The organism is Paucibacter sp. DJ2R-2, from assembly GCF_025717675.1.
Taxonomy (GTDB): domain Bacteria; phylum Pseudomonadota; class Gammaproteobacteria; order Burkholderiales; family Burkholderiaceae_C; genus Paucibacter_A.
The window spans coordinates 14,556-38,226 of sequence record NZ_JAJIRT010000007.1 but is presented as its reverse complement, the minus strand read 5'-3'; the positions used below and the strand labels follow the sequence as shown (position 1 = coordinate 38,226).

Annotated in this window: 18 protein-coding genes; 4 read left to right on the top strand and 14 right to left on the bottom strand. The window is 64.1% G+C overall.

The features are described from left to right. Positions 1 to 33: 33 nt before the first annotated feature. The gene (dnaE, locus tag LNV28_RS16475) at positions 34 to 3,648 is read left to right on the top strand and encodes a DNA polymerase III subunit alpha (protein ID WP_263517428.1); all 3,615 of its coding nucleotides are present in this window, start codon (positions 34 to 36) and stop codon (positions 3,646 to 3,648) included. A 100-nt stretch (positions 3,649 to 3,748) separates the two neighbouring features. Next, complete coding sequence (locus LNV28_RS16470; protein ID WP_263517427.1) at positions 3,749 to 5,038, top strand: patatin-like phospholipase family protein; 1,290 nt, start codon at positions 3,749 to 3,751, stop codon at positions 5,036 to 5,038. Positions 5,039 to 5,087: 49 nt separating this feature from the next. Here the strand turns inward: LNV28_RS16470 and LNV28_RS16465 are convergent, their stop codons facing one another. Then, positions 5,088 to 5,393 (bottom strand): ComEA family DNA-binding protein, encoded by a 306-nt coding sequence (locus LNV28_RS16465; protein ID WP_263517426.1) that lies wholly within the window; start codon positions 5,391 to 5,393, stop codon positions 5,088 to 5,090. A 3-nt stretch (positions 5,394 to 5,396) separates the two neighbouring features. Next, positions 5,397 to 7,151, bottom strand: a complete 1,755-nt coding sequence (gene msbA / locus LNV28_RS16460) for a lipid A export permease/ATP-binding protein MsbA (protein ID WP_263517425.1) — start codon at positions 7,149 to 7,151, stop codon at positions 5,397 to 5,399. 38 nt (positions 7,152 to 7,189) lie between these two features. On the opposite strand from msbA, the gene LNV28_RS16455 reads away from it, so the two are divergent. Then, complete coding sequence (locus LNV28_RS16455; RefSeq protein ID WP_263517424.1) at positions 7,190 to 8,314, top strand: glycosyltransferase family 4 protein; 1,125 nt, start codon at positions 7,190 to 7,192, stop codon at positions 8,312 to 8,314. Positions 8,315 to 8,318: 4 nt separating this feature from the next. Here the strand turns inward: LNV28_RS16455 and LNV28_RS16450 are convergent, their stop codons facing one another. From LNV28_RS16450 to gyrA, 12 genes are all read right to left on the bottom strand, one after another. Beyond that, the gene (locus tag LNV28_RS16450) at positions 8,319 to 9,326 is read right to left on the bottom strand and encodes a glycosyltransferase family 2 protein (protein WP_263517423.1); all 1,008 of its coding nucleotides are present in this window, start codon (positions 9,324 to 9,326) and stop codon (positions 8,319 to 8,321) included. A 67-nt stretch (positions 9,327 to 9,393) separates the two neighbouring features. Beyond that, positions 9,394 to 10,116, bottom strand: a complete 723-nt coding sequence (locus LNV28_RS16445) for a glycosyltransferase (protein WP_263517422.1) — start codon at positions 10,114 to 10,116, stop codon at positions 9,394 to 9,396. Positions 10,117 to 10,157: 41 nt separating this feature from the next. Beyond that, the gene (gene lapB, locus LNV28_RS16440) at positions 10,158 to 11,315 is read right to left on the bottom strand and encodes a lipopolysaccharide assembly protein LapB (protein WP_263517421.1); all 1,158 of its coding nucleotides are present in this window, start codon (positions 11,313 to 11,315) and stop codon (positions 10,158 to 10,160) included. Next, a complete protein-coding gene (locus tag LNV28_RS16435) occupies positions 11,305 to 11,610 on the bottom strand; it encodes a LapA family protein (RefSeq protein WP_263517420.1) in 306 nt (101 codons plus the stop codon). The genes lapB and LNV28_RS16435 overlap by 11 nt, the downstream gene beginning before the upstream one ends. 73 nt (positions 11,611 to 11,683) lie before the next feature. Further along, a complete protein-coding gene (locus LNV28_RS16430) occupies positions 11,684 to 12,004 on the bottom strand; it encodes an integration host factor subunit beta (protein WP_263517419.1) in 321 nt (106 codons plus the stop codon). A 164-nt stretch (positions 12,005 to 12,168) separates the two neighbouring features. Continuing rightward, a complete protein-coding gene (gene rpsA / locus LNV28_RS16425; RefSeq protein ID WP_263517418.1) occupies positions 12,169 to 13,878 on the bottom strand; it encodes a 30S ribosomal protein S1 in 1,710 nt (569 codons plus the stop codon). A gap of 156 nt (positions 13,879 to 14,034) precedes the next feature. Then, positions 14,035 to 16,062 (bottom strand): bifunctional 3-phosphoshikimate 1-carboxyvinyltransferase/cytidylate kinase, encoded by a 2,028-nt coding sequence (locus LNV28_RS16420; RefSeq protein ID WP_263517417.1) that lies wholly within the window; start codon positions 16,060 to 16,062, stop codon positions 14,035 to 14,037. 51 nt (positions 16,063 to 16,113) lie between these two features. Further along, on the bottom strand, positions 16,114 to 16,992 hold the full coding sequence (locus LNV28_RS16415; RefSeq protein WP_102770223.1) for a prephenate dehydrogenase: 879 nt from the start codon (positions 16,990 to 16,992) through the stop codon (positions 16,114 to 16,116). A 14-nt stretch (positions 16,993 to 17,006) separates the two neighbouring features. Then, on the bottom strand, positions 17,007 to 18,113 hold the full coding sequence (gene pheA, locus LNV28_RS16410) for a prephenate dehydratase (RefSeq protein WP_263517416.1): 1,107 nt from the start codon (positions 18,111 to 18,113) through the stop codon (positions 17,007 to 17,009). Then, positions 18,106 to 19,236 (bottom strand): 3-phosphoserine/phosphohydroxythreonine transaminase, encoded by a 1,131-nt coding sequence (gene serC / locus LNV28_RS16405; RefSeq protein WP_263517415.1) that lies wholly within the window; start codon positions 19,234 to 19,236, stop codon positions 18,106 to 18,108. Before serC ends, pheA begins: the two co-directional genes overlap by 8 nt. Before the next feature lie 138 nt (positions 19,237 to 19,374). Continuing rightward, complete coding sequence (locus LNV28_RS16400; RefSeq protein WP_263517414.1) at positions 19,375 to 19,992, bottom strand: DUF2059 domain-containing protein; 618 nt, start codon at positions 19,990 to 19,992, stop codon at positions 19,375 to 19,377. A 2-nt stretch (positions 19,993 to 19,994) separates the two neighbouring features. Further along, a complete protein-coding gene (gene gyrA / locus LNV28_RS16395) occupies positions 19,995 to 22,673 on the bottom strand; it encodes a DNA gyrase subunit A (protein WP_263517413.1) in 2,679 nt (892 codons plus the stop codon). Positions 22,674 to 22,936: 263 nt separating this feature from the next. On the opposite strand from gyrA, the gene ompA reads away from it, so the two are divergent. Further along, the gene (gene ompA, locus LNV28_RS16390; RefSeq protein WP_263517657.1) at positions 22,937 to 23,587 is read left to right on the top strand and encodes an outer membrane protein OmpA; all 651 of its coding nucleotides are present in this window, start codon (positions 22,937 to 22,939) and stop codon (positions 23,585 to 23,587) included. The last annotated feature ends 84 nt before the right edge of the window (positions 23,588 to 23,671 follow it).

The window sequence follows — 23,671 nt, the reverse complement described above, 5'->3', positions numbered from 1 at the left end:
GGGGAGAACCATGCCCCTGCCTACAATGCCGCCATGGCTTTTGTTCATCTGCGCACCCACACCGAATTTTCCGTCGTCGACGGCACCCTCAGAACCGATGACGCGGCCGCTGCGGCCGCCAAAGATGGGCAGATCGCCCTGGCCATCACCGACCTGGCCAATATGTTTGGCGGCATCAAGTTCTACAACGCTTGCCGCAAAAAAGGTGTCAAGCCGGTGCTGGGCGCCGATTGCTGGCTGGAGCCGGAGGGCTCGGACAAGAACCCCACTCGCATGCTGCTGCTGGTGCAGAACACCCAGGGCTATCTGAACATCTGCGAGCTGCTGTCGCGCGCCTGGATTCAAAACGTGCAGCGCAACCAAGCCTGCCTCAAATGGGAGTGGTTGCAGGAACTGAACGAAGGCCTGATCTGCCTCTCGGGCGCGCAGTTTGGTGGATTGGGTCAGGCATTGCTCAGTGGCGACAAGGTGCGCGCGCGCGATTGGGCGCAGCGCTTTGCCGCGATCTTTCCGAACCGCTTCTACATCGAGCTCCAGCGCGCCGGTCTCGCCGGCCAGGAAGCCCTGGTCCAGGCCAGCGTGCCTTTTGCGGCTGAGCTGGGTCTGCCGGTGGTGGCCACCCACCCGATCCAGTTCCTGGGCGAAGACGACTTCGATGCCCACGAGGCGCGCGTCTGCGTGGCCGAGGGCGAGACCCTGACCAACCCCAAGCGCATCAAACGTTTCCTGCCGGGCCAGTATTTCCGCCCGCAGGCCGATATGGAGGCGCTGTTCGCCGACATCCCGTCCGCGATCGCCAACACGGTGGAAATTGCCCGCCGCTGCTCCATCAGCCTGGTGCTGGGAAAGCCGCAGCTGCCCAACTTCCCGACGCCGCTGCTGGAAGACGGCACGCCCATGCCGATGGAACAGTACTTCCGCCAGCTGTCCTTCGAAGGGCTGGAGGACCGGCTCAAGCTCTTGTACCCCGACGAGGCCAAGCGTGACGCCGAGCGTCCGCGTTATGTGGAGCGCCTGGAGTTCGAGCTGAACACCATCATCAAGATGGGCTTCCCGGGTTACTTTTTGATCGTGGGTGACTTCATCAAGTGGGCCAAAACCCATGGCTGCCCGGTCGGCCCGGGCCGGGGCTCGGGCGCCGGCTCCCTGGTGGCCTATGTGCTCTTGATCACCGACCTGGATCCGCTGCAGTACAACCTGCTGTTCGAGCGCTTCCTGAACCCGGAGCGGGTGTCCATGCCCGACTTCGACATCGACTTCTGCCAGGGCAACCGCGACCGGGTCATCGACTACGTCAAGGACAAATACGGCCGCCCGGCCGTGAGCCAGATCGCCACCTTCGGCACCATGGCCGCCAAGGCGGCCTTGCGCGACATCGGCCGGGTGCTGGGCATGGGCTATGGCCAGGTGGACTCCATCGCCAAGCTGATCCCGGCGCCGCCGGGCAAGACCGTGACCCTGGCCAAACTGCCGGAGAACTTCGACCCTGAAAAGGAGAAGATGATCTACGCCCGGCACGAGGCGCCGGAGCTGAACGAACGCGAGGCCCAGGAAGAGGAAGTGGCCGAGCTGCTCAAGCTGGCTGCGCGCGTGGAAGGCATGGTGCGCAATATCGGCATGCATGCCGGGGGTGTGCTGATCGCGCCAGGCAAGATCACTGACTTCTGCCCGCAGTACCAGCAGCCGGGCTCCAACTCGGCCGTCAGCCAGTACGACAAGGATGACGTCGAGGCCATCGGCCTGGTGAAGTTCGACTTCTTGGGCCTGGCCACGTTGACGATTCTGGAACTGGCCAAGGACTTCATCCTGGCCCGTTACCCAGACCACCAGAACTTTGCCTTCGAGACCATCCCGCTCGACGACCGGCGCACCTACAAGCTCTTCTCTGATGGCCTGACGGAGAGCGTGTTCCAGTTTGAATCGACCGGCATGCAGCGCATGTTGAAGGACGCGAAGCCCTCGCGCCTGGAAGACCTGATCGCCCTGAACGCGCTCTACCGACCCGGTCCCATGGACCTGATTCCGACCTTTGTGGCGCGCAAGCACGGCAAGGAAGTGGTTGAGTACCCGCACCCGCTGACCGAGCCTGTGCTGGCCGAGACCTACGGCATCATGGTCTACCAGGAGCAGGTGATGCAGACCGCCCAGGTGCTGGGCGGCTACAGCCTTGGCGGCGCCGACATGCTGCGCCGGGCCATGGGCAAGAAGAAGGCTGAGGAGATGGCCGAGCACCGTGCCATCTTCCGCAAGGGCGCGGCCGTCAACGGCCTGGATGAAAAACAGGCCGACGAAGTGTTCGACCTGATGGAGAAGTTCGCGGGCTACGGCTTCAACAAGTCGCACGCCGCCGCCTACTCCCTGCTGGCTTATCACACGGGCTGGCTCAAGGTTCATTTCACGGCCGAGTTCTTCGCCGCGAACATGACGATTGAAATGGATGACACCGACAAGCTCAAGGTCTTGTTGAATGACGCCAAGCTCTTCGGCATCGACTTCGAGCCGCCTAACGTCAACCTCGGTGTGCACCGCTTCGAACCCATCATGCCGGGTGACGGTGTGTTCCCGAACTGGGTGGCACCGGGTACGCCGGGCGGCCGCCCCAAGCGCATCAACTACGGCCTGGGCGCGATCAAGGGCACGGGCAAGGGTGCGATCGATTCCATTGTCGCGGTGCGTGAGAAGGGCGGCCCCTTCAAGAGCTTCTACGACTTCTGCTGCCGCATCGACCGCAAGGCCTGCAACAAACGGGTGGTTGAAGCGCTGATCAAGGCCGGCGCCTTCGACAGCCTGGAGCCCGACCGTGCCCGCCTGCTGGCCAGCGTGGCACGTGGCTACACCCATGCCGAAACCCAGGAGGCCAATGCCGACCAGGGCGGCCTGTTCGACTTTGGCGACACCCACGGCTCTTCCACCGCCGAACCCGATCTGGTGGATGTGCCCGGCTGGAGCATCAAGGAGCGGCTGACGCTGGAGAAGACGGCCATCGGCTACTACCTCAGCGGCCACCTCTTCGACCAAAGTGGCGACGAAGTGCGGCGCATGGTTAAGCGCCGCATCGCCAATGTCGAGGACGCGGCGATGAACCGGGAGGTGGTCATGCTGGCCGGCATCGTCAGCGATCTGCGCGTGATCAACGGCAACCGTGGCCGTGTTGCCATCTTCAAGCTCGATGACAAGAGCGATGTCATCGAAGCCGTGGCCAACGAGGAGCTGCTCAATCTCCACAAGGAACTGCTGGTGGACGACGAGCTGCTGATCCTGCAAGGCAAGGTCCAGTTGGACCGCTTTGCCGGCGGCTACCGTTTCAATGTGCAGGCGGTCTGGGACTTGGCCGGGGCACGTTCGCGCTTCGGCCGATATTTTTACCTGCCTGTGGGCAGCACCTTGCCGGCGCTGCAGGAGGTGGTCAAGCTCTGGCCGGCGCGGCAGCTGCAGACCGATCAGGGCATGGTGCCCCAGGGCTTGCGCATGCAGACCCATCATTTCCTGCAGGGCGAGCACGAAGGTGCCGAGTTCCGTCTGGAATTGGGCGAGGACAGTCGTTTCTGGCCCTGCGACGAAGCGCTGGCGCGACTGAGCCAGATCGGTAGTGGCAAGGTCGGCGCCAAGCCCTTGCCCCAGGCTCAGATCATCTACGACGCGGGCTGAGCTTTGTCTATGGCGGCCGCGCCTCAAGCGGCTGTTTTTGCCGCGCTCTTCCTGCTTTGCATGGCCGGGAATTCGGCGATGATGTGACGCAAATCACACCATGAGCGAGCCCATCCTGCCCTCCTCACGCATCGGCCTGATCCTCACGGGTGGCGGCGCCCGCGCCGCCTACCAGGTCGGGGTGCTGGCCGCCATTGCGCAGCTGCGGCGCGATGCCGGCCTGGGCGGCAACCAGGTGCCCACGCCTTTTCCCATCGTTGCCGGCACCTCGGCCGGTGCCATCAATGCGGCCACGCTGGCCTGCAATGCCGACGACTTCGACGCGGCGGTCGATGGCCTGGTGCACCTTTGGCAGAACCTTCATGTGGACCAGGTCTATGCGGCCGATGCCTTTGGCGTGATCCGCACCGGCGCCCGCTGGATGACCATGATGAGCCTGGGCTGGGCAGTGGCGCGCTGGCGCCGCACCCGGCCCAACAGCCTGCTCGACAACTCGCCCTTGGGACGCTTGCTGCGCCGCTGGGTGCGCATGGAGCGCCTCGACCAGATGCTGGCCGCGGGCCATATGCAGGCCCTGGCCATCAGCGGCTCCAGTTACACCTCAGGGCAGCACGTCACCTTTTATCAGACCCACCTGCCTTTCGAGCCCTGGTTGCGCTCCCAGCGCATTGCCGTCAAGGCCCAGCTGAGCATCGAGCACCTGATGGCCTCCTCGGCCATTCCTTTCATCTTCCCCGCCCAGCAGCTGGACCTTGACGGCCAGCTGGAGTGGTTCGGTGACGGCTCCATGCGCCAAAGTGCGCCGATTTCACCGGCCGTACACCTGGGGGCCGAACGGGTGCTGGTGATTGGCGCCGGCCGCATGCATGAGCCGCCCGGGCGCCGCCAGACCCTGGTCAGCGGCCATCCAAGCATGGCGCAGATTGCCGGCCATGCGCTGTCGAACATCTTCCTGGATGCACTGGCGGTCGATGTCGAGCGCCTGCAGCGCATCAACAATACCTTGTCGCTGCTGTCGCCCGATGTGCGCCAGGCCACGCCGCTGCGGCCCATTGACGTGCTGGTGATCGCGCCCAGTCGGCGTTTGGACGAGCTGGCCGCCGAGCACCAGGGCAGCCTGCCGCCTGCCATCAAGGGCTTGTTGCGCAGCGTCGGTGTGGCCGGCGAAGGCAAGGGCGCGAGCGGTTCGGCCCTGACCAGCTACTTGCTGTTCGAACCGTCCTTCACCGGCGAGCTGATCAATCTGGGCATGAGCGACACGCTGGCGCGGCGCGTCGAGGTGCAGAAGTTTTTCGGCTGGTCGACACAGGCGCCTGCTTTTGATCCGGCCGCGATGCGCCGGCGTCAGGCGGGCTTTGCGCAGCAGGCCGAGCAGCCGAGCGTGGTCTGAGTGTGCCCAGGGTAAAAGCGCGGGCAACCTCTTTTATTCCTTCAGATCATCACGGCAAATGTGGCGGTGCCGCTGTCCAGGTTTGCCCGGCCACTCGCAGCCCCTGTGTCGAGAGCTTGAGCGCCAGAGCCGGGCCTACTCCGCGGACGCGCTGCCGCAGGTCCTGCCAGCCTTCAAAGGGCTTCTCTGCCCGCGCTTGCAACATGCGCTCGACCAGTCCTGGGCCCAGGCCAGCCAAAGATTCGAGTTGCGCGCGACTGGCCGTATTCAGCTCCAGCGCTGAGGCTTGTGCGCGCCCGTCCGTGGCCAGCAGCAGCGCCCAGATCAGAGCAGTCCGCCGGGACAAGGCCAACACGGCTCAGTCTCCGTTCTGCGCCCGCACCATGGCGGCGTAGCTACCGTCGCGCCCCAGCAGTTCGGCATGGCTGCCCGATTCGCTGACCCGGCCTCCGCTCATGACATGGATCTGGTCGGCGCTTCGGATGGTGGACAAGCGGTGGGCGATGACGATCAGGGTCTTGCGGCCCTGCCACATCTCCAGCGCCTGCTGCACGGCACGTTCGCTCTCGGTGTCCAAAGCCGAGGTGGCCTCGTCAAAGACCCAAATCGGCGCGTCGCGGTAAAGCGCGCGAGCAATTGCCAGACGCTGCCGCTGGCCGCCCGAGAGCTTGCTGCCGTTGGCACCGACCGGGGTTTCCAGGCCTTGCGGCAGTTGCTGGACAAAGTCCCAGAGGTGGGCGGCCCGCAAGGCCTGTTCCAGACGGGCCTCGTCTCGGGGCTGGGCGTAGGCGATGTTCTCGGCCACCGAGGCATCAAAGAGCACGATGTCCTGTGACACGACCGCAAACTGGCGGCGCAGATTGGCGCGCTTGAGTTCGCTGATGTCCACACCGTCCAGCAAGACCTGACCCTGATCGGGCGTTCCGAAACCCAGCAGCAAGTGGATGATGGAGCTTTTGCCCGCGCCGGACGAGCCAACCAAGGCTGTGGTCTGGCCAGGTGCGAAATCGAGGTTCAAGCCATCCAGCGCTGGGCGTTCGCTGCCGGGGTATTGCAGGCGCACATCGCGCAGCTGCAGCTCGCCGCGGCATTGCTGGAGTTCGCGCTGGCCGCGGTCGGGTTCGGCTGGCATGTCCAGCAGCTCCAGGCAACCGCGAGCGACCACCAAGGCATTGGTGATGGGTTGGGCCAGATCGCTGAGGTGGCGCAGGCGCGAGGTCAGCAGCAGCAGGGCGGTGACGAAGGCGGCGAACTCGCCCACCCCGGTTTGCGCCTGGCGCGCCTGCAGCAGGGCGACGCAGATGATCAAGGACAGGCCGACGCTGGCGATCAGCTGTGACAGCGGCTGGCTCAGGGCGCCGGCCGCGACCGCTTTCAGGCTGCTGCGCTGCAGTTCGCTCGCACGCTCGGCGAAGCTGCGCCGCTCATGGTCCACGGCATCAAAGCTGCGCACCACGCGCCAGGCGCGGGTGATGTCGTCGACCTTGTTGACCAGCTGCAGCTGCGCCTCATAGCTGCGGCTGGACATGGCGCGCACCCGCTTGTTGACGGCCTTGACCACCAAGGCCATCAGCGGTGTGACCACCATGGCCAGCAAGGTGAGCTGCCAGTTCATGACCAGCAGCATGACCAGCATGGCCAGGGCCGGCAGGCCGTCGCGTAGCACGGTGATCAGGGTGCCGCCGAGCAGAGAGAGGATTTGCTGCGGGTCATTGACCACCTTGGTCACCGCCGTGCCCGGCTGCAGGCTGGTGAAGACGCGCGCGTCGGCCTTGAGCAAGGCTTCCAGCAGGGCGGCGCGGAAGTCCATGACGCTGCGGCTCAGCGTCCAGTGAAACAGGTACTGGCCGAGGAAACCGAACAGGCCGCGCACGGCAAACAGGCCGATCAGCGCGACCGGCACCCACCAGACGCTGAAGGCGTTCTTGGCGAAGCCGTCGCCAAAGACGGTCTTGATCAACTGCGGAATCAGCGGCTCGGTGGCTGCGGCGCCGATATAGGCCAGGATGGTCAACGCAAGACCGCCGCGGTGAGGCTTGACGAACTGGAACAGTCGCCGGGCAATCGGTGTGGCGTCGGGTCCTGAATCAGGTGCAGGTGCGGGGGCTGTCATGGAGCGGGATTGTCGCCGCTGTTCCTATACTGCTGACCATGACAGACCGCCCCCGTTCCGCATCCACCACAGCCCGATCCGAGCAGCGCATTCTTCACTTTGTGACCGGGGGCTTTTCGGGCGCCACTCAGGTGGCGGTAGACCTGGCTCTGGCGGGCGCACAGCAGCAGGGCATGCAGACCTTGTTGGTGCTGCGGCGCAAACGCACGACCGATGCGGCGCGGGTGCAGGCCTTGCGTGCGCGTGGCTTGCAGGTCGAAGTGCTGCCCGGTTGGTCGCATCTGGCCACGCTATGGGCGTTGTGGCGTCTGTGCCGGGCTTGGCGACCCGATGTGCTGGTGGCCCATGGCTTCCCCGAGCATTTGCTCGGGCGTCAGGCCGGCGTCTGGGCCGGTGTGGCCCGGCTGGTCCAAGTGGAGCACAACAGTCGTGAACGCTACGGAGTTTGGTCCTTGTGGCGCGCCCACCGCCTGGAGGCGCGAACGGCGCGCGTCATTGCGGTTTCAGAAGGGGTGCGTGAGAGTCTGATCGCCCGTGGGTTCAGCGCTGGCTTGATTCAGGCGGTTCCCAATGGGATCGATCTGGATCGTTTCCCTGCGGAGCAGGTGCTGCCCTTGGTCTCGCGAGTCCCTGGCATCGTCATGTCGGCACGCTTCTCGCGCCAGAAAGACCATCTGAGCTTGATCCGGGCCTTGGCCGAGCTCAAGGGTCGCGGCCTGCGCCCGCCTTTGTTTTTTGCAGGCGCAGGGAAGGACTCCTACCGGCGCGAGGCAGAGGCGGAAGTTGTTCGCCTGGGCTTGCAGGGCCAGGTGCAGTTTCTGGGCCACCATGCGGCGATGCCACAGCTGCTGATGGGGCATGCGATTTGCGTGCTGGCCACCCACTACGAGGGCATGCCTCTGGCCTTGGTGGAAGGGATGGCGGCGGGCTGTGCTTGTGTGGCATCGGCGGTGCCAGGCGTGCAAGGTGTGATCGAGCCGGAGCGCAATGGCTTGCTGGTACCTGAAGGCGATGCCTCAGCCCTGGCCGACGCCCTGCAGCGCTTGCTGGCCGAGCCTGATTTCGCTCAGGGCCTGGCCAGCGCGGCCCGGCAGCGAGCCGTTCAGGAGCATGGTTTACCGCTGATGCGGGCGCGCTACGAGCAAATTCTCCGCAGCCTGTGAGGGCTCAGGCTTGGCTCAGGCTGCGGCGCCACCAGTAGCGAAAACGCAAAGCGCGCAGGCACCAGCCGCGTGCCAGGTAGGCTGACATCAGTTCCTGCGGGCTCAGCGGTGAGCATTGCTGGAATGCGCGCAGGTAGTCGGGCAGACGCTCGGGTTCAGCATGCTTGGCAGCAAAGCGACCGGCGCAGATGAATGCCTTGGCGACATAGAAGGCGGCGGTGAACTGCGTGTCTGCCGAATACACGGCTTTTTGAGCGCGCAGGCGCTGACCCAGGCCTTGTAGTGCCAGCAGCATGTCATCGACCTTCTTGAAGTTCATGCTGGCCAGGATGCTGCCGCTGCGCTGGCGGTAACCCAGCCAGACCTCGGGAACGTAGTAGAAATTCTTTGCGCGCATGGCCAACTCGGGCGTGGTGGCCATGTCCTCGAAGAAATGGCCCGCAGGGAAACGCAGGTCGTCGCCCCAGAGATGACGCCGAGCAATCTTGCTCCAGCTGTGCAGATGGCCGAGCGCGAAGATCCCATTCAGCAGCGCGTTCTTGTCTTCGCTCAGTTGCTCAGCCGGACCGGCAAAGGTGCGCCGATGCAGCTCGCCGCGCAGCTTGTGCTTCAGCTTCATGGGTTCGCGCACGGTGCGGAAATCGCAAAGCACCAAGTCCGGCTCGTGCCTGCCGACGATGCGGCGCAAGCTGTCGATCGCACCCGGCATCAACAGATCATCGGAATCGACGAACCAGATGTAGCGGCCATGTGCCGCCTGCAGCAAGCTGTTGCGCGCCGCACTGAGGCCGCCATTGCGTTCGTGCTTGAGCAGTTGCAAACGGCCCGGTGAAGCGGCCTGGAGTGCCTGCATCAGGGCCGGGGATTCATCGGTCGAAACATCGTCGAGGAGCAAGACTTCGACGCCCTGCGTGTCTTGACTCAGGATCGATTCCACGCAGGCCTTCAGGTAGGGCGCGACGTTGTAGACGGGGATGAGGATGCTGAGCCAAGGCGAATTCGTCGTGGTCATGGGCATAGAGCTTCGCTTGGAGCTGGCTTGGGGCCAGGGTGTGGGTAGGTCGTCTGCTAGCGGCGGCTCACTCGCACCAATGGTCCGCGATCCAGGGCGCTGGCCGGGCATGCCGCCAGTTGCCATTGGTGCGGCCTTCCAGTGCATCGGGCGGGTTCATCACGCCATGGAAGATCAGGATGCGCGCATGCTTGGGAATGAAGGGCTCGCGCCAGTAACTGCTCGGCCAGGCCGGAATGCAGTGGTACTTGTAGCTGGCGCACCAGCTGGCGTCCCAGTAGCTGACCTTGCCCTGCTTGTGCAGCACTGCGGTCAGATACGCCTGCTCATTGCGGAAATCGGCCTTGGCTTGCGCCTGGTTCTCGCGGAACTGTTGCAGCACATCGGCATGCGCGCCCAGCTCGAAACGGTAGACCGAGGAATTGCCGGTGATGCGCCAGGGGCGCTTCCAGTCATGAATGATCAGGAACTCGCCAGGCACTTCGAAGAAGGGCGTGATGTCGTCGACGATCACCACATCGAGGTCCAGGAACAGGGCCGTGCCTTTGAGTCCGTGCAGATCGGCTTCAAAGGTGGTCAGCTTCTTCCAGCCGCGCTCGGGCTCGCCGTTAGGCAGGGTCAGCTCGGGGATGGGCAGGCACTGCACTTCGGCGCGAATGCCTTCGCTGCGGTCCGTCAGGCAGACGAAGTTGAACTCGCCCTTGAGGTGGCGCCGCACCATGGCATAGAGCCGGTTGACGTATTCGGGGCCGTACTTGGTGCCCCATTTCATGCACAGGATGTGGCGCATTCGAGTCTGGTTTCCTTGTGCGTGTGGGTTGATTGCGGCCGTCACAGCTCTTCCACGTGGCGTGGCGGGTAGGTGTCCCAATTGAGACAGCCCGGGCATTGCCAGAAGTAGTGCTGGGCTTCAAAGCCGCAGGCGGCACAGCGGTAGCGCTGCAAGGGGCGGGCGGCGCGCTCCAGCGCGGTGTTGACGAGCTGGACTTCGTCCTCGCTGAGCTGGCTGTGTGACTGCTGCAGCAGGCCGCGCGCGGCCGAGAGATTGCCTTGTTCGCGCAGGTGTTCCTGCAGGCGCTGCCGCTGAGCCGGGCCTTCAGGCTCCAGCTTGGCGATGGCTGCCAGCAAGTGCATGCCCGGCGAGCGCTGGTACTGAGCGCTCAGCGTGGACAGGGCGCGGGCGCGTGCCTCGGGCTGCCCCTGAGCCAGGGCCGCATCGGCGTAGTCGCGTGCGACCAGGTTGAAGGCCTCGGGGTTGAGTGTCAGCAACTCGGCATAGGCGGCCATCGCGGCTTCTTGCTGGCCGGCGCGGGCCAGCATCTGGCCGCGCAAGACATGGGCGCGCGCCGATTGTGGCGACTGCTTCCGTGCCTCGTCGAGCAGACCTGTGGCCTCGTCAAGCGCCTGTCGGGCTTGTGCGGCCAGGGCCAACTCGCAAAGGTAGTGAGCGATGCGGGCAGAGAAGGAAGCCGTGCCGCTGCGCTCCAACTCGCGGGCCACCTCGACCGCGCGGCGCCAGTCGCGCGAACGCTCGAACAGCGACAGCAAAGCCAGCTGTGCCTCGTTCTCGTAAGGCGTGCCGCGCAGCTCAAGGTAGGCGGCTTCGGCACGGTCGAACAGGCCGGCCTTGAAGAAATCCTGTGCCAGGGCCGATTGGGCGCGTTCGCGTTCGGAGCGGGGCAGGTCGCCGCGCTGCAACAGATGCTGGTGCACGCGCACGGCACGCTCGTACTCGCCGCGGCGACGGAACAGATTGCCCAGCGCGAAATGCAGTTCGGTGGTGTCGGGGTCGTTCTGGACCGCCTCGATGAAGGCGTCGATGGCCTTGTCCTGCTGCTCGTTCAGCAAGAGGTTCAGGCCTTTGAAGTAGGCCTTGGGGGCATCGCGCTGCTCGCGCTTCCACTGGCGGGTGTCCAGCTTGGACGCCAGCCACCCCAAGGCGAAGGCGATCGGCAGGACCAGAAGCAGCCAGCGAAATTCAAATTCCATCGTGCAGGGCAGGGCCGTTCAAGGGGTCGTTGGGGGCTGTGCCGGGTGCTGGGTTGCCGTCGGCCGTGGGGGCGATGCGCTTGGCCACGCGGCGGTGCTTCCACCAGGCCGGCACCATGGCCAGCACGCCGACCGCGCAGCCGAGTCCAAAGGCCAGCAGCACGATGATGACCAGGGGTGCACGCCATTCGTGGCCGAAGAACCAGCGCACCACACCCTCCTGGCTGTTGTTCAGCGCGAAGGCGAAAAGCGTGAAGAAGAGGAAGGCCCGCAGGAGCCAGACAAGGATTCGCATGGAGCCGCGATTCTACGGTGTGGCCGAGGGGCAAACGCCGCAGAAACGCAGGCTGTGTGGCGCCGCGCTCAGTTCAGCGGCCAGCCGCCGCGTCGTAGTCGGCTTCGGCCGTGCTGTTGGCATCGACGGCCTCGCGCAAGGCCTTGCCGGGCTTGAAGTGCGGCACCAGCTTCTCGGGGATCAGCACCTGTTCGCCGCTGCGTGGGTTGCGACCCATGCGCGGCGGGCGGCGGTTGACCTGGAAGCTGCCGAAGCCGCGGATCTCGATGCGGTGGCCGCGCGCCAGGGCGTCGGACATGGCGTCCAGGATGGTCTTGACGGCGAACTCGGTGTCGCGCTGTGTCAGCTGGCCAAAGCGGTCGGCCAGCAGTGCAACGAGGTCGGATCGGGTCATGGGATGCTTGGTCCAGTGGGCTCAGGGGTTCTCATAAAAAAGGCCCGCGCTCCTTGCGGAGGCGGGCCTTTTGGGCATTGAGGCTTTGCGGTCTCAGCCAAGTCGCTGGTATCGCGACTTGGCCTTCGCTAGCCACAAACTCCTTCCGGAGTTTGTGTGCTCGCTCAGCCCTGGTTGTCCAGCTTGGCGCGCAGCAGGGCACCCAGGCTGGTCGTGCCGGCGTTTTCACGCTCAGACGTGGCCGACAGGCGCTGCATGGCTTCCTGGTTGTCGGCGTTGTCCTTGGCCTTGACCGACAGCTGGATGTTGCGGGTCTTGCGATCCACATTGACGATCAGAGCGGAGACTTCGTCGCCTTCCTTCAGCACATTGCGTGCGTCTTCGACGCGGTCGCGGCTGATTTCGGAAGCGCGCAGATAGCCCAGCACTTCGTCGGCCAGCTCGATCTCGGCGCCACGGGCGTCCACAGTCTTGACCTTGCCGGTCACGATCATGCCGCGGTCATTGACCGTGGTGTAGGTCGTGAACGGGTCGCTGTCCAGCTGCTTGATGCCCAGGGAGATACGCTCGCGCTCGACGTCCACGGCCAGCACCAGGGCTTCGACTTCCTGGCCCTTCTTGAAGTTGCGCACAGCAGCTTCGCCGGTTTCGTTCCACGACAGGTCGGACAGGTGCACCAGACCGTCGATGCCTTGGGCCAGGCCCACGAACACGCCGAAATCGGTGATCGACTTGACCGGACCCTTGACGCGGTCGCCGCGCTTGACGGTTTCAGCGAAATCTTCCCAAGGATTGGCCTTGCACTGCTTCATGCCCAGGGAGATGCGACGCTTGTCTTCGTCGATTTCCAGGACCATGACTTCGACTTCGTCACCCAGGGTGACCAGCTTCGAAGGAGCAATGTTCTTGTTGGTCCAGTCCATTTCGGACACGTGCACCAGACCTTCGATGCCCGGCTCGATTTCAACGAACGCGCCGTAGTCAGCGATGTTGGTGATCTTGCCGAACAGGCGGGTGCTGGTCGGGTAGCGGCGAGCAACGCCGAACCACGGATCGTCGCCCAGCTGCTTCAGACCCAGCGAAACGCGGTTCTTCTCAGCATCGAACTTCAGGATCTTGGCGGTCAGTTCCTGACCGACGGTGACCACTTCGCTCGGGTGACGGACACGGCGCCATGCCATGTCGGTGATGTGCAGCAGGCCGTCGATACCGCCCAGGTCCACGAAGGCACCGTATTCGGTGATGTTCTTGACCACGCCTTGAACGATGGCGCCTTCGGCCAGCGTTTCCAGCAGCTTGGCGCGCTCTTCGCCCATCGAAGCTTCGACCACAGCACGGCGCGACAACACGACGTTGTTGCGCTTGCGGTCCAGCTTGATGACCTTGAACTCCATGGTCTTGCCTTCGTACGGGCTCATGTCCTTGACCGGACGTGTGTCCAGCAGGGAACCCGGCAGGAAGGCGCGGATGCCGTTGACCAGAACGGTCAGGCCGCCCTTGACCTTGCCCGACACGGTACCGGTCACGAAGTCGCCCGACTCCAGTGCGGTTTCCAGCGACAGCCACGAGGCCAGACGCTTGGCCTTGTCGCGCGACAGGATGGTGTCGCCGTAGCCGTTTTCGATGGCGTCGATCGCCACGGAAACGAAGTCGCCGATTTGAACTTCCAGCTCGCCCTGGTCGTTCTTGAATTCTTCGATTGGCACGTAGGCTTCGGACTTCAGGCCTGCGTTCACAACCACAAAGCTGTGCTCAACGCGCACGACTTCGGCCGAGATGACTTCACCGGCGCGCAGGTCGGAGCGCTGCAGCGACTCCTCGAACATGGCGGCAAAAGAGTCGGGAGCGAAGGCTGCGGTTTGGGTTTGGGACATGGTGTTTCCTGTGCCGGCGGGTCAAGGCGTTTGACCAGCGGACGATGGGTGCTGGGCCTTGCGGCTTCGCGGGTTAGGTTGTGGACAAGACCGGTCTCGATGAACTGACGTTCGGAAGGGAAGACCGGTCCGGCTTGGAATTGAGTCGCTTGCAGATCAACGCTGGTCTGAAAACGGCCCCGCTTGGGCCCACCAAGCCAGCACCAGATCCTTTGATTGCTCAATGGACAGGGCCGAGTTGTCGAGCTCGCGCGCATCTGCGGCAGCACTCAGAGGCGATGCCTTGCGGGATTTGTCCTGCAAGTCACGCGCCTCCAAATCTTGACGCAAGCCCGCGATACTAGCCGAAATTCCCTTGGAAATCAATTGCTTGTAGCGCCGCTCGGCCCGTGTGGCGGCGCTGGCGGTGAGGAAAACCTTGAGCGGCGCGTCGGGGAAGATGGCCGTGCCCATGTCGCGGCCATCGGCCACCAGGCCGGGCAGACGGCGGTAATCCAGCTGCAGCTGATGCAGGGCGTGGCGCACCTCGGAATGCGCCGCCACCTTGGAGGCGAGCAGACCGGTGGTTTCCAGGCGCAGGGCGTCGGTGATGTCGTCGTCGCCCAGCAGCACGCGGCCGCGGCTGAAATGCAGGTCCAGGCGCGCGGCGATGGCCGCCACGGTCTGGCCATCGTCCAGATCCGCGCCGGCCCGCTGGGCGGCCAGGCCGCTGGCGCGGTAAAGCATGCCGGAGTCAAGCACCACATAGCCCAGGGCCTGCGCCACTTCATCGGCCAGCGTGCCCTTGCCTGAGGCGGTGGGGCCATCGATGCAGATGACCGGGATGTCCTTGCTGCGTGCCTTGGCGACGCTGAACAGGGCTTCGAAATAGTCCGGAAAAGTCTTGGCCACACAGTGCGGCTCAAGAATGCGCACCGGCACCGAGGGCGTGGTCTTGCCCGCCACCAGGCCATTGAATGCCGCCAGCGAGAAACACATGGCCACGCGGTGGTCGTCGTAGGTGTGGATGGCGGCGGCCTGCCAGCTCTGCAGCGGGTGCACGCGCAGCCAGTCGGGGCCTTCTTCGACTGTGGCGCCCAGCTTGCGCAGCTCGGTGGCCATGGCGGCGATGCGGTCGGTTTCCTTGACCCGCCAGCTGGCGATATTGCGCAGGGTGGTCGGCGAGTCGGCGTAGAGCGCCATCACGGCCAAGGTCATGGCCGCGTCGGGGATGTGATTGCAATCGAGCTCGATGCCGCGCAGCGGCCAACTGCCACGGCGAACCTCCAGCCAGTTGGGGCCGGCCTCGACCCGTGCGCCCATGGCTTGCGCAGCTTCAACAAAGCGCACATCGCCTTGCAGCGAGGCACTGCCCACGCCTTCGATGCGCAACGGTGCTTCGGTGGCGGCGAGCGCGCCCAGGGCCACGAAATAGGAGGCCGAGGACGCGTCGCCCTCGACATGAACCGCGCCGGGCGAGCGGTAGCGGCTGCCGGCGGGAATCGTGAATCGCTGCCAGCCCTCGCGCTCGACCGCGATGCCAAAGCGCTTGAGCAATTCCAGGGTGATGTGGATGTAGGGCTTGGAGATCAGCTCGCCCAGCACTTCGATGACGATGGGCTGCTGCTGTGCCACCAGGGGCAGGGCCAGCAGCAGGGCGGTCAGGAACTGGCTGGAGACATCGCCGCGCACCTGCACCGGGGCGCTGAAGTCCAGGGCCGAAGGCCCGCTCAGGCGCAGCGGCGGGTAGCCTTCCTGGCCCAGGCAGTCGATCTGGCAGCCGCGCGCGCGCAGGGCAACGACCAGGTCGCCGATCGGGCGCTCGTGCATGCGCGCCACGCCGCTCAGCTCGAAGCTGCCGCCTTGGGTGGCGGCCAGCAGGGCCAGGGCGGCCGTAAGCGGCCGCATGGCCGTGCCGGCATTGCCGAGGAAGAGCTGGGCGGCGTCGACCTTCAACTGGCCACCGATGCCGGTGACCTGCAGCACGCCGTGGTCCGAGGTCTCCAGCCGGCAACCCAGGGCCTTGAGCGAATCGAGCATGACGGCGGTGTCGTCGCTGTCCAGCAGGTCGTGGACTTCGGTCGTGCCCTCGGACAGACCGGCGAGCAGCAGCACGCGGTTGGAAATGCTCTTGGAGCCGGGCAGGCGCACGGTGCCCGCTGCGCTGCGCAGCGGCGGCAGGTCGAGGAAAGGGATCTTGTACATGGCGGACGGACGAGAAAAGCGGTGGGGCCGCCCGCGACGCGGGCCAGCCGATTACTTAGGAGGGCGCGGCGCGGCCAATTGCCACTGGCTGCGGGCATCCGAAATCAGGCGGATGCGGGCCTCCAGCGCGGCGGCGTCGTCATTCTTGAGCAGTGCTTCCAGCGCGTCGAGCGCCTGACGGAAGCGCTGCGACTGCACCAGCACCTCGGCCTTGTTGGCCATGAGGATGTCGCGCCAGACCGTGGGTTCGCTGGCGGCGATGCGGGTGAAATCACGGAAGCCTGGGCCAGCCAGGCTGAGGTAGTCGCGGCCGGCCGGTTGGGCTGCCACCGACTGGAAAAAGGCGAATGCCAGCAGATGCGGCAGATGGCTGACGGCGGCAAAGGCCGCGTCGTGGTTCTGCGGCGTCATCTTGAGCACCTGTGCGCCCAGGGCCGACCAGACATCGGTGGCTTTTTGCACCAGGGCCGGTCGGGTCTGGGGCAGGGGGGTCAGGATGACCTGGCAGTCTTGGTACAGGTTGGCGTCGGCGTTCTGCACGCCGCCCGATTCCTTGCCGGTGATCGGGTGGGCCGGCACAAAGGAGTCAATGTGCTTGCCCAGGGCCTGCTGCGCGGCGCTGACCACATCGCATTTGGTCGATCCCACATCCATCAGCAAGACCTTGGGGCTGATCAGATGGCGGATGGCCTTGAGTGTGGTTTCGGTGGCCGAGACTGGCACGGCCAGTAGCACGATGTCGGCGCCCGAGACGGCCAACAGAGCCGACTCGGCCACCTGGTCTATCACGCCAAGGCGCTTAGCCATTTCGGTGGTGGAGGGCGATTTGCTGTAGCCCACCACATGCTTGACCAGGCCGGCTTTTTTCATGGCCAGGGCAAACGAGCCGCCCATCAGGCCGCAACCGATCACGCCGAGTTGGTTGAACATGGGTGCTGGCTCCCTCAGGCTTTCAAGGGGTAGGCGCCGATGACCTTGAAGAAGGCGCAGGATTCACGAAGCTCGGCCAGTGCGGCCTCCACATGGGGTTCGGACGGGTGGCCGTCCAGGTCGATGTAGAAGTAATAGTCCCACTGACCGGTGCGGGCCGGGCGTGATTCCAGGCGCGTCATTGACACGCCGTGGGTCTTCAGCGGCACCAGCAGGTCGTGCATGGCGCCCGGCCGGTTGGGCACAGACACGATCAGGCTGGTGCAGTCGCGGCCGGTGGCCGGTGGCATGGCCATGGTCTGCGGCAGGGTGATGACGGCAAAGCGGGTGCGGTTGTAGGCCTCGTCCTGCACTGCGTGCGCCACGATGTGCAGGCCAAACAGGGTGGAGGCGCGCTCGCTGGCGATGGCGGCATAAGCCGGGTTGGCAGCCGCGAGGCGAGCACCCTCGGCGTTACTCGAGACGGCGCGGCGCTCGGCGTTCGGCAGGTGCTTGTTCAGCCAGTTCTGGCATTGGGCCAGGGCTTGCGGGTGGGCCAGCACGGCCTCGATGTCCTGCAGGCTGTTGTCCTTGCGCAGCAGGTTGTGGCGGATCAGCAAGCTGACTTCGCCGACCACGTGGGTGGGGGTGTGCAGGAACAGGTCCAGCGAGCGGGTGACAACGCCTTCGGTCATGTTCTCCACGCCGACCACGCCATATTGAGCGCTGCCCGAGGCGGTGGCATGGAAGACTTCGTCGAAGCTGTTGCAGTAAATCAGGTCGGCCGCACCACCGAAATACTCGATGGCCGCTTGCTCACAGAAGGTGCCAAAGGGGCCCAGCACGGCCACACGCTGTGGCGACTCCAGGGCCAAGCAGGCCGACATGATTTCACGCCAGATGGCGCTGACGTGTTCGTCCTTCAGTGGACCGCGGTTGGCTTGTCGGATCTTCTCGATCACCTGCGCCACGCGGTCGGGGCGGAAAAAGGGCGAACCCTCGCGGCGCTTGACCTCGCCGACCTGCTCGGCCACATGGGCGCGGCGGTTCAACAGGTCCAGCAGTTGCTGGTCCAGTGCGTCGATCTGTTGACGCAGTGTTCCCAGTTCGGGCAGCGGGGTGCTGCCGTCCGTATCAGCCATATTGAGCCTCGAAATCCTTCAGGTATGCCACCAGGGCTTGCACGCCCTCCAGGGGCATGGCGTTGTAGATCGATGCCCGCATGCCGCCCACAGACTTGTGGCCTTTGAGTTGCAGCAGGTTTCGCGCCTTCGCACCGTTCAGGAAGGATTCGTTCAGCTGCGGCGTGTCGTACGCGCCGCGCAAGTAAAACGGGACATTCATGCGCGAGCGGCAGGCGGCCGCCACGCGGTTTTCAAACACCGAAGAGGCATCGAGCGCTGCGTAGAGCAGGGCCGCCTTCTCGATATTGCGCTGTTCGATGGCGGCCACGCCGTTGAGATCGCCGCGCCGGAAATCCTTGAGCCACTGAAACACCAGGCCGGCCACATAGATGCCAAAAGTTGGCGGCGTGTTGTACATGGACTTGGCCTCAGCCACGGTCTTGTAATCGAAGGCCGAGGGGCAGATGGCCATGGCGTGACCCAGCAGATCCTCGCGCACGAATACCAGGGTCAGGCCGGCCGGGCCGATGTTCTTCTGCGCACCGGCAAAGGCCAGGCCCACGCGCGACCAGTCGATGGCGCGCGAAAGCACATGGGAGGAGCAATCGACCACCAGCGGCGCCTCGCTGCCGAGCGCACGCAGATCGGGCAGCTCGTGGAACTCCAGCCCGTCAATCGTCTCGTTGGAACAAATGTGCACATAGGCCGCATCGCGGCGCAGCTGCCAGTTGCTGGGCGAAGACAGGCTGCGGTAGCCGCCTGGGCCGCTGTCGGCGGCAATCTGCACATCGGCATAACGCCGTGCTTCCTGGGCGCTTTTCTTGGACCAGGAGCCGCTGATCACCACATCCACCTTGCCCAGACCCTGGCGACCCGCCAGATTCATGGGCACGATGGCGTTTTCTGCCAGGCCGCCGCCCTGCATGAACAAGATTCGGAAATGGCTGGGGACTTGCAGCAACTCGCGCAGGTCACGTTCGGCAGCCTCGGCGATTTCGGTGAACTCGCGGCCGCGATGGCTCATCTCCATCACGCTCATGCCGGAGCCGTGCCAGTCCAGCATCTCGCCGGCCACTTGCTGCAGCACAGCTTCGGGCAAGGCGGCCGGGCCGGCGGAAAAATTGAACGGGCGGGAGCTCATCGGATCGGGCCTGGTCGGGTCAACAGCGAGTTCATGGTGCCGATGTGGGCGAAAAAGTCGCCACATCGGTCGTCAATCATGGCTGGGCGCAGGGCACGGTGAGTCGTGCGATGCGCCCGCCGTTCTTTGATTGAATGCTTACTTCTTAGGCGCCGGGGCAGCCGTCGCCGAGGCGGGCTTGGCCGGAATGCCCAACTGCTTGGCCACGCTTTGCTGCAGAACCTTGAAGCGGGTGTCCAACGTGTTGCCGGTATCGGCCATCAGCTTTTCGGTCAGCGCCTTTTGCATTTCGCCGCCCATCTGGCTGAACTTCTTGTTCACTGGCGATTCCAGCCATGCGAGCAATTGCTTGAGCTCTTCTTCATTGAAACGCTCGTCAAGCATGGCGCCCACGGTACTGGGGGCCAGCTTGATGGCGCGGTCGCGCAGCATCGGTGCGTTCTCTTCGGCGAACTTCTTGACTTCGGCCTCAATGGACTTGGCAGTGGCTTCGCGCTTCTCAGGCGGGAGTTGTTGCAAGGCGGCACTTGCGCCTTGCATCAGATTGCCCAGCGGGCCTTGGAGCACGGCGCGCGACAGGTTTTCGATGCCGGGCTGCTGTACTTGCAGCAGCTTGGCGATCAGCTCTTTCTTGGCGGGCGAAGAAGCGGCCGCTGGCGCGCTTTGGGCGTGGCTCACGCTGACACCGACGAGCAGAGTGGCTGCAGCAGCCACGGCCTGGATGGCCTTCAGGGCCTTGATGGACTTGGAGTTCAAGCTTATTCCTTGTTGGTGTCGTCGCTGGCGGCGGCGTCGTCGGCGCCGGTGGATTCGCCGTCTTCGGGGTTGGAGCTGGCGTCGGCGTTGCTGTTGTCAACCGCATCGTTTTCCACGATGCGCTGCAAACCGGAGAGCTTGCTGCCGTCGTCCAGGGCAATCAGGGTCACGCCTTGGGTGGCGCGGCCCAGTTCACGGATCTCCGAAACGCGGGTGCGCACCAGCACCCCGCGGTCGGTGATCAGCATGATTTCGTCGTCCGGGCGGACCAGGGTGGCGGCAACGACACGGCCGTTGCGTTCGCTCTGCTGGATTGCAATCATGCCCTTGGTGCCGCGGCCATGGCGGGTGTACTCAAGGATGTTGGTGCGTTTGCCGTAGCCGTTCTCGGTGGCGGTGAGCACGCTTTGCGATTCATCCTCGGCCACCAGCATGGCGATCAGACGCTGCTCGGGTTCCAGCATCATGCCGCGCACACCGCGAGCGGTGCGGCCCAGCGAGCGCACATCGTCTTCGTCGAAACGCACGGCCTTGCCGCCATCACTGAACAGCATCACGTCGTGCTTGCCGTCGGTCAGCGCGGCGCCGATCAGGTGGTCGCCCTCGTCGAGCGCGATAGCGATGATGCCGGCCTTGCGCGGATTGGAGAAGTCTTCCAGCGAGGTCTTCTTGACCGTGCCCAGGGCGGTGGCCATGAAGATGAAGTGGCCTTCCGGGAAGGTTCGGAAATCACCGGTCAGCGGCAGCACGACGGTGACTTTCTCGTCTTGTTGCAAGGGGAACATATTGACGATGGGCTTGCCACGCGAATTGCGTGAGCCCTGCGGCACTTCCCACACCTTCAGCCAGTAGACACGACCGCGATTGCTGAAGCACAGGATCCAGTCGTGGGTGTTGGCAATGAAGAGCTGGTCGACCCAGTCGTCTTCCTTGGTCTGCGTGGCCTGCTTGCCGCGCCCGCCGCGCTTTTGCGCCCGGTACTCGCTCAAGGCCTGGCTCTTGATGTAACCCGTGTGGGACAAGGTCACGACCATATCGGTGGGCGTGATCAGGTCTTCCGTGCCCAGTTCCTGTGCGTTGTGCTCGATGGCGCTGCGACGGGCGCCGAGCTTGGTCTGGCCGAACTCCTGACGAACCTGCACCAGCTCTTCGCTGATGATGGCGGTGACGCGAGCCGGCTTGGCCAGGATGTCCAGCAGATCGGCAATCTGGGCCATCACTTCCTTGTACTCGCCGACGATCTTGTCCTGCTCCAGCCCGGTCAGGCGCTGCAGACGCATCTGCAGAATTTCGCCGGCCTGGTCTTCCGACAGGCGGTAGAGACCGTCATCCTGCATCCCGAACATGGCGGGCAGACCGTCCGGACGGAAGGCATTGCGGCCGCCGGGCGTATCGCCTTCAGCGCGCGACAACATCTCCCGCACCAGGGACGAGTCCCAGCTCTTGGCCATCAGTGCGGCCTTGGCCACGGGCGGGGTGGGCGAGGTCTTGATGGTCTCGATGAACTCATCGATATTGGCCAAGGCCACGGCCAGGCCTTCGAGCACATGACCACGTTCGCGTGCCTTGCGCAGTCCATAGACGGTGCGGCGTGTCACCACTTCGCGGCGGTGCTCCAGGAAGACGACGATCAGGTCCTTCAGGTTGCACAGCTTGGGCTGACCGTCGATCAGCGCCACCATATTCATGCCGAAGGTGTCTTGCAGCTGAGTCTGCTTGTACAGATTGTTCAGTACCACCTCGGGCACTTCGCCGCGCTTGAGCTCGATCACGACGCGCATGCCAGACTTGTCGCTCTCGTCCTGGATGTGGCTGATGCCTTCGATCTTTTTCTCGTGCACCAGTTCGGCAATGCGCTCGAGCAGCGTCTTCTTGTTGACCTGATAGGGGATCTCGTCAACGATGATGGACTGGCGGTTGCCGCGGTCAATGTCCTCAAAGTGGACCTTGGCGCGCATCACCACCTTGCCGCGGCCGGTGCGGTAGCCATCGCGTGCGCCGGACAGGCCGTAGATGATGCCGGCGGTCGGGAAATCCGGTGCCGGGATGATTTCCATCAGCTCATCGATGCTGGTGTCCGGGTTCTTCAGCGTGTGCAAGCAGGCATCCACCACCTCATTGAGGTTGTGCGGCGGAATATTGGTGGCCATGCCCACGGCAATGCCGGTGGATCCGTTGACCAGCAGATTTGGAATACGGTTGGGCAGAACCAGCGGTTCCTTTTCCGAGCCGTCGTAGTTGGGTCCGAAATCGACAGTTTCTTTGTCAATATCTGCCAGCATTTCGTGGGCGATTTTGTCCAGGCGAATTTCTGTGTATCGCATGGCTGCGGCGTTGTCGCCGTCCACCGAACCGAAATTGCCTTGGCCATCGACCAACATATGGCGCATGGAAAAATCTTGCGCCAGGCGGACAATGGTGTCGTACACCGCGGTGTCGCCGTGCGGGTGGTATTTACCGATCACATCGCCAACGATACGGGCCGATTTTTTGTACGGCCGGTTCCAGTCGTTGTTGAGCTCGTGCATCGCGAACAAGACGCGCCGATGCACGGGCTTCAAGCCGTCACGAGCGTCGGGCAGAGCGCGGCCGACGATCACGCTCATGGCGTAGTCGAGGTATGAGCGCCGCATCTCCTCTTCGAGGCTGATCGGCAGTGTTTCCTTGGCGAACTGGGTCATGCGCTTGTGCTTGGCTCACCCATCAGATGGGCCTGCATCGTTGAGGACAGAAGCGGTGGATTCTAAAGGCATGGGCGATGTCGTAGCTTTGCAACATTCGTCACTGACACTGCATAGGAGCCCGCCACAATACGGCGCTATCGGTGCCCTATGGCACAATCGATGAGTCCCTAGGAGAAACCCGTATTCGGGTATCTTTGAGGTTTTTGTTCAAGTACTGGGCACTCGCAGTGCAACTGCGGCATTCCTTGAGAGGAGAATTCATGAAGAAATTGAACCGCGTGGCATCGCTCTTCGCCGTCGCCGCTTTTGCTGCGTCTGGCGCAATGGCGCAGACCGTCGACAACTGGCGCGCCACCGATGGCACCGTGTGGAAGAACGGTAGCAATGAACACTGCTGGCGCGATGCCAACTGGACCCCGGCTACTGCCGCCAAGGACTGCGATGGCGCACTGAAGCCCGCACCTAAGGTTGAGCCGCCGCCTGCTCCTAAGCCCGCTGAGCCTGTGGTCGCTCCCCCGGCACCGAAGCCCGTCGTTGTGCCTCCAAAGCCGGTCAGCGAGAAGGTCACTTACGCTGCTGATGCTTTCTTTGACTTCGACAAGGCTGTTCTGAAGCCCGAAGCCAAGGCCAAGTTGGATGATCTGTATGGCAAGACCAACGGTGTGAACCTGGAAGTCATCATCGCTGTCGGCCACACCGACTCGGTGGGTTCGGATGCCTACAACCAGAAGCTGTCTGTGGCTCGTGCTGAAGCCGTCAAGGCCTATCTGGTGAGCAAGGGCGCTGAAAAGAACCGCGTTTACACCGAAGGTAAGGGCGAGAAGTCGCCTGTGGCTGACAACAAGACCGCTGAAGGCCGTTCCAAGAACCGCCGTGTGGAAATCGAAGTTGTCGGTACGCGCAACAAGTAAGTCCTGAGCTGGGCGCTTTCTGCGCCCCTCAAATCAACCCCGCAGCGCTATGGCCTCTGCGGGGTTTTTTTATGCCGGCTTGGT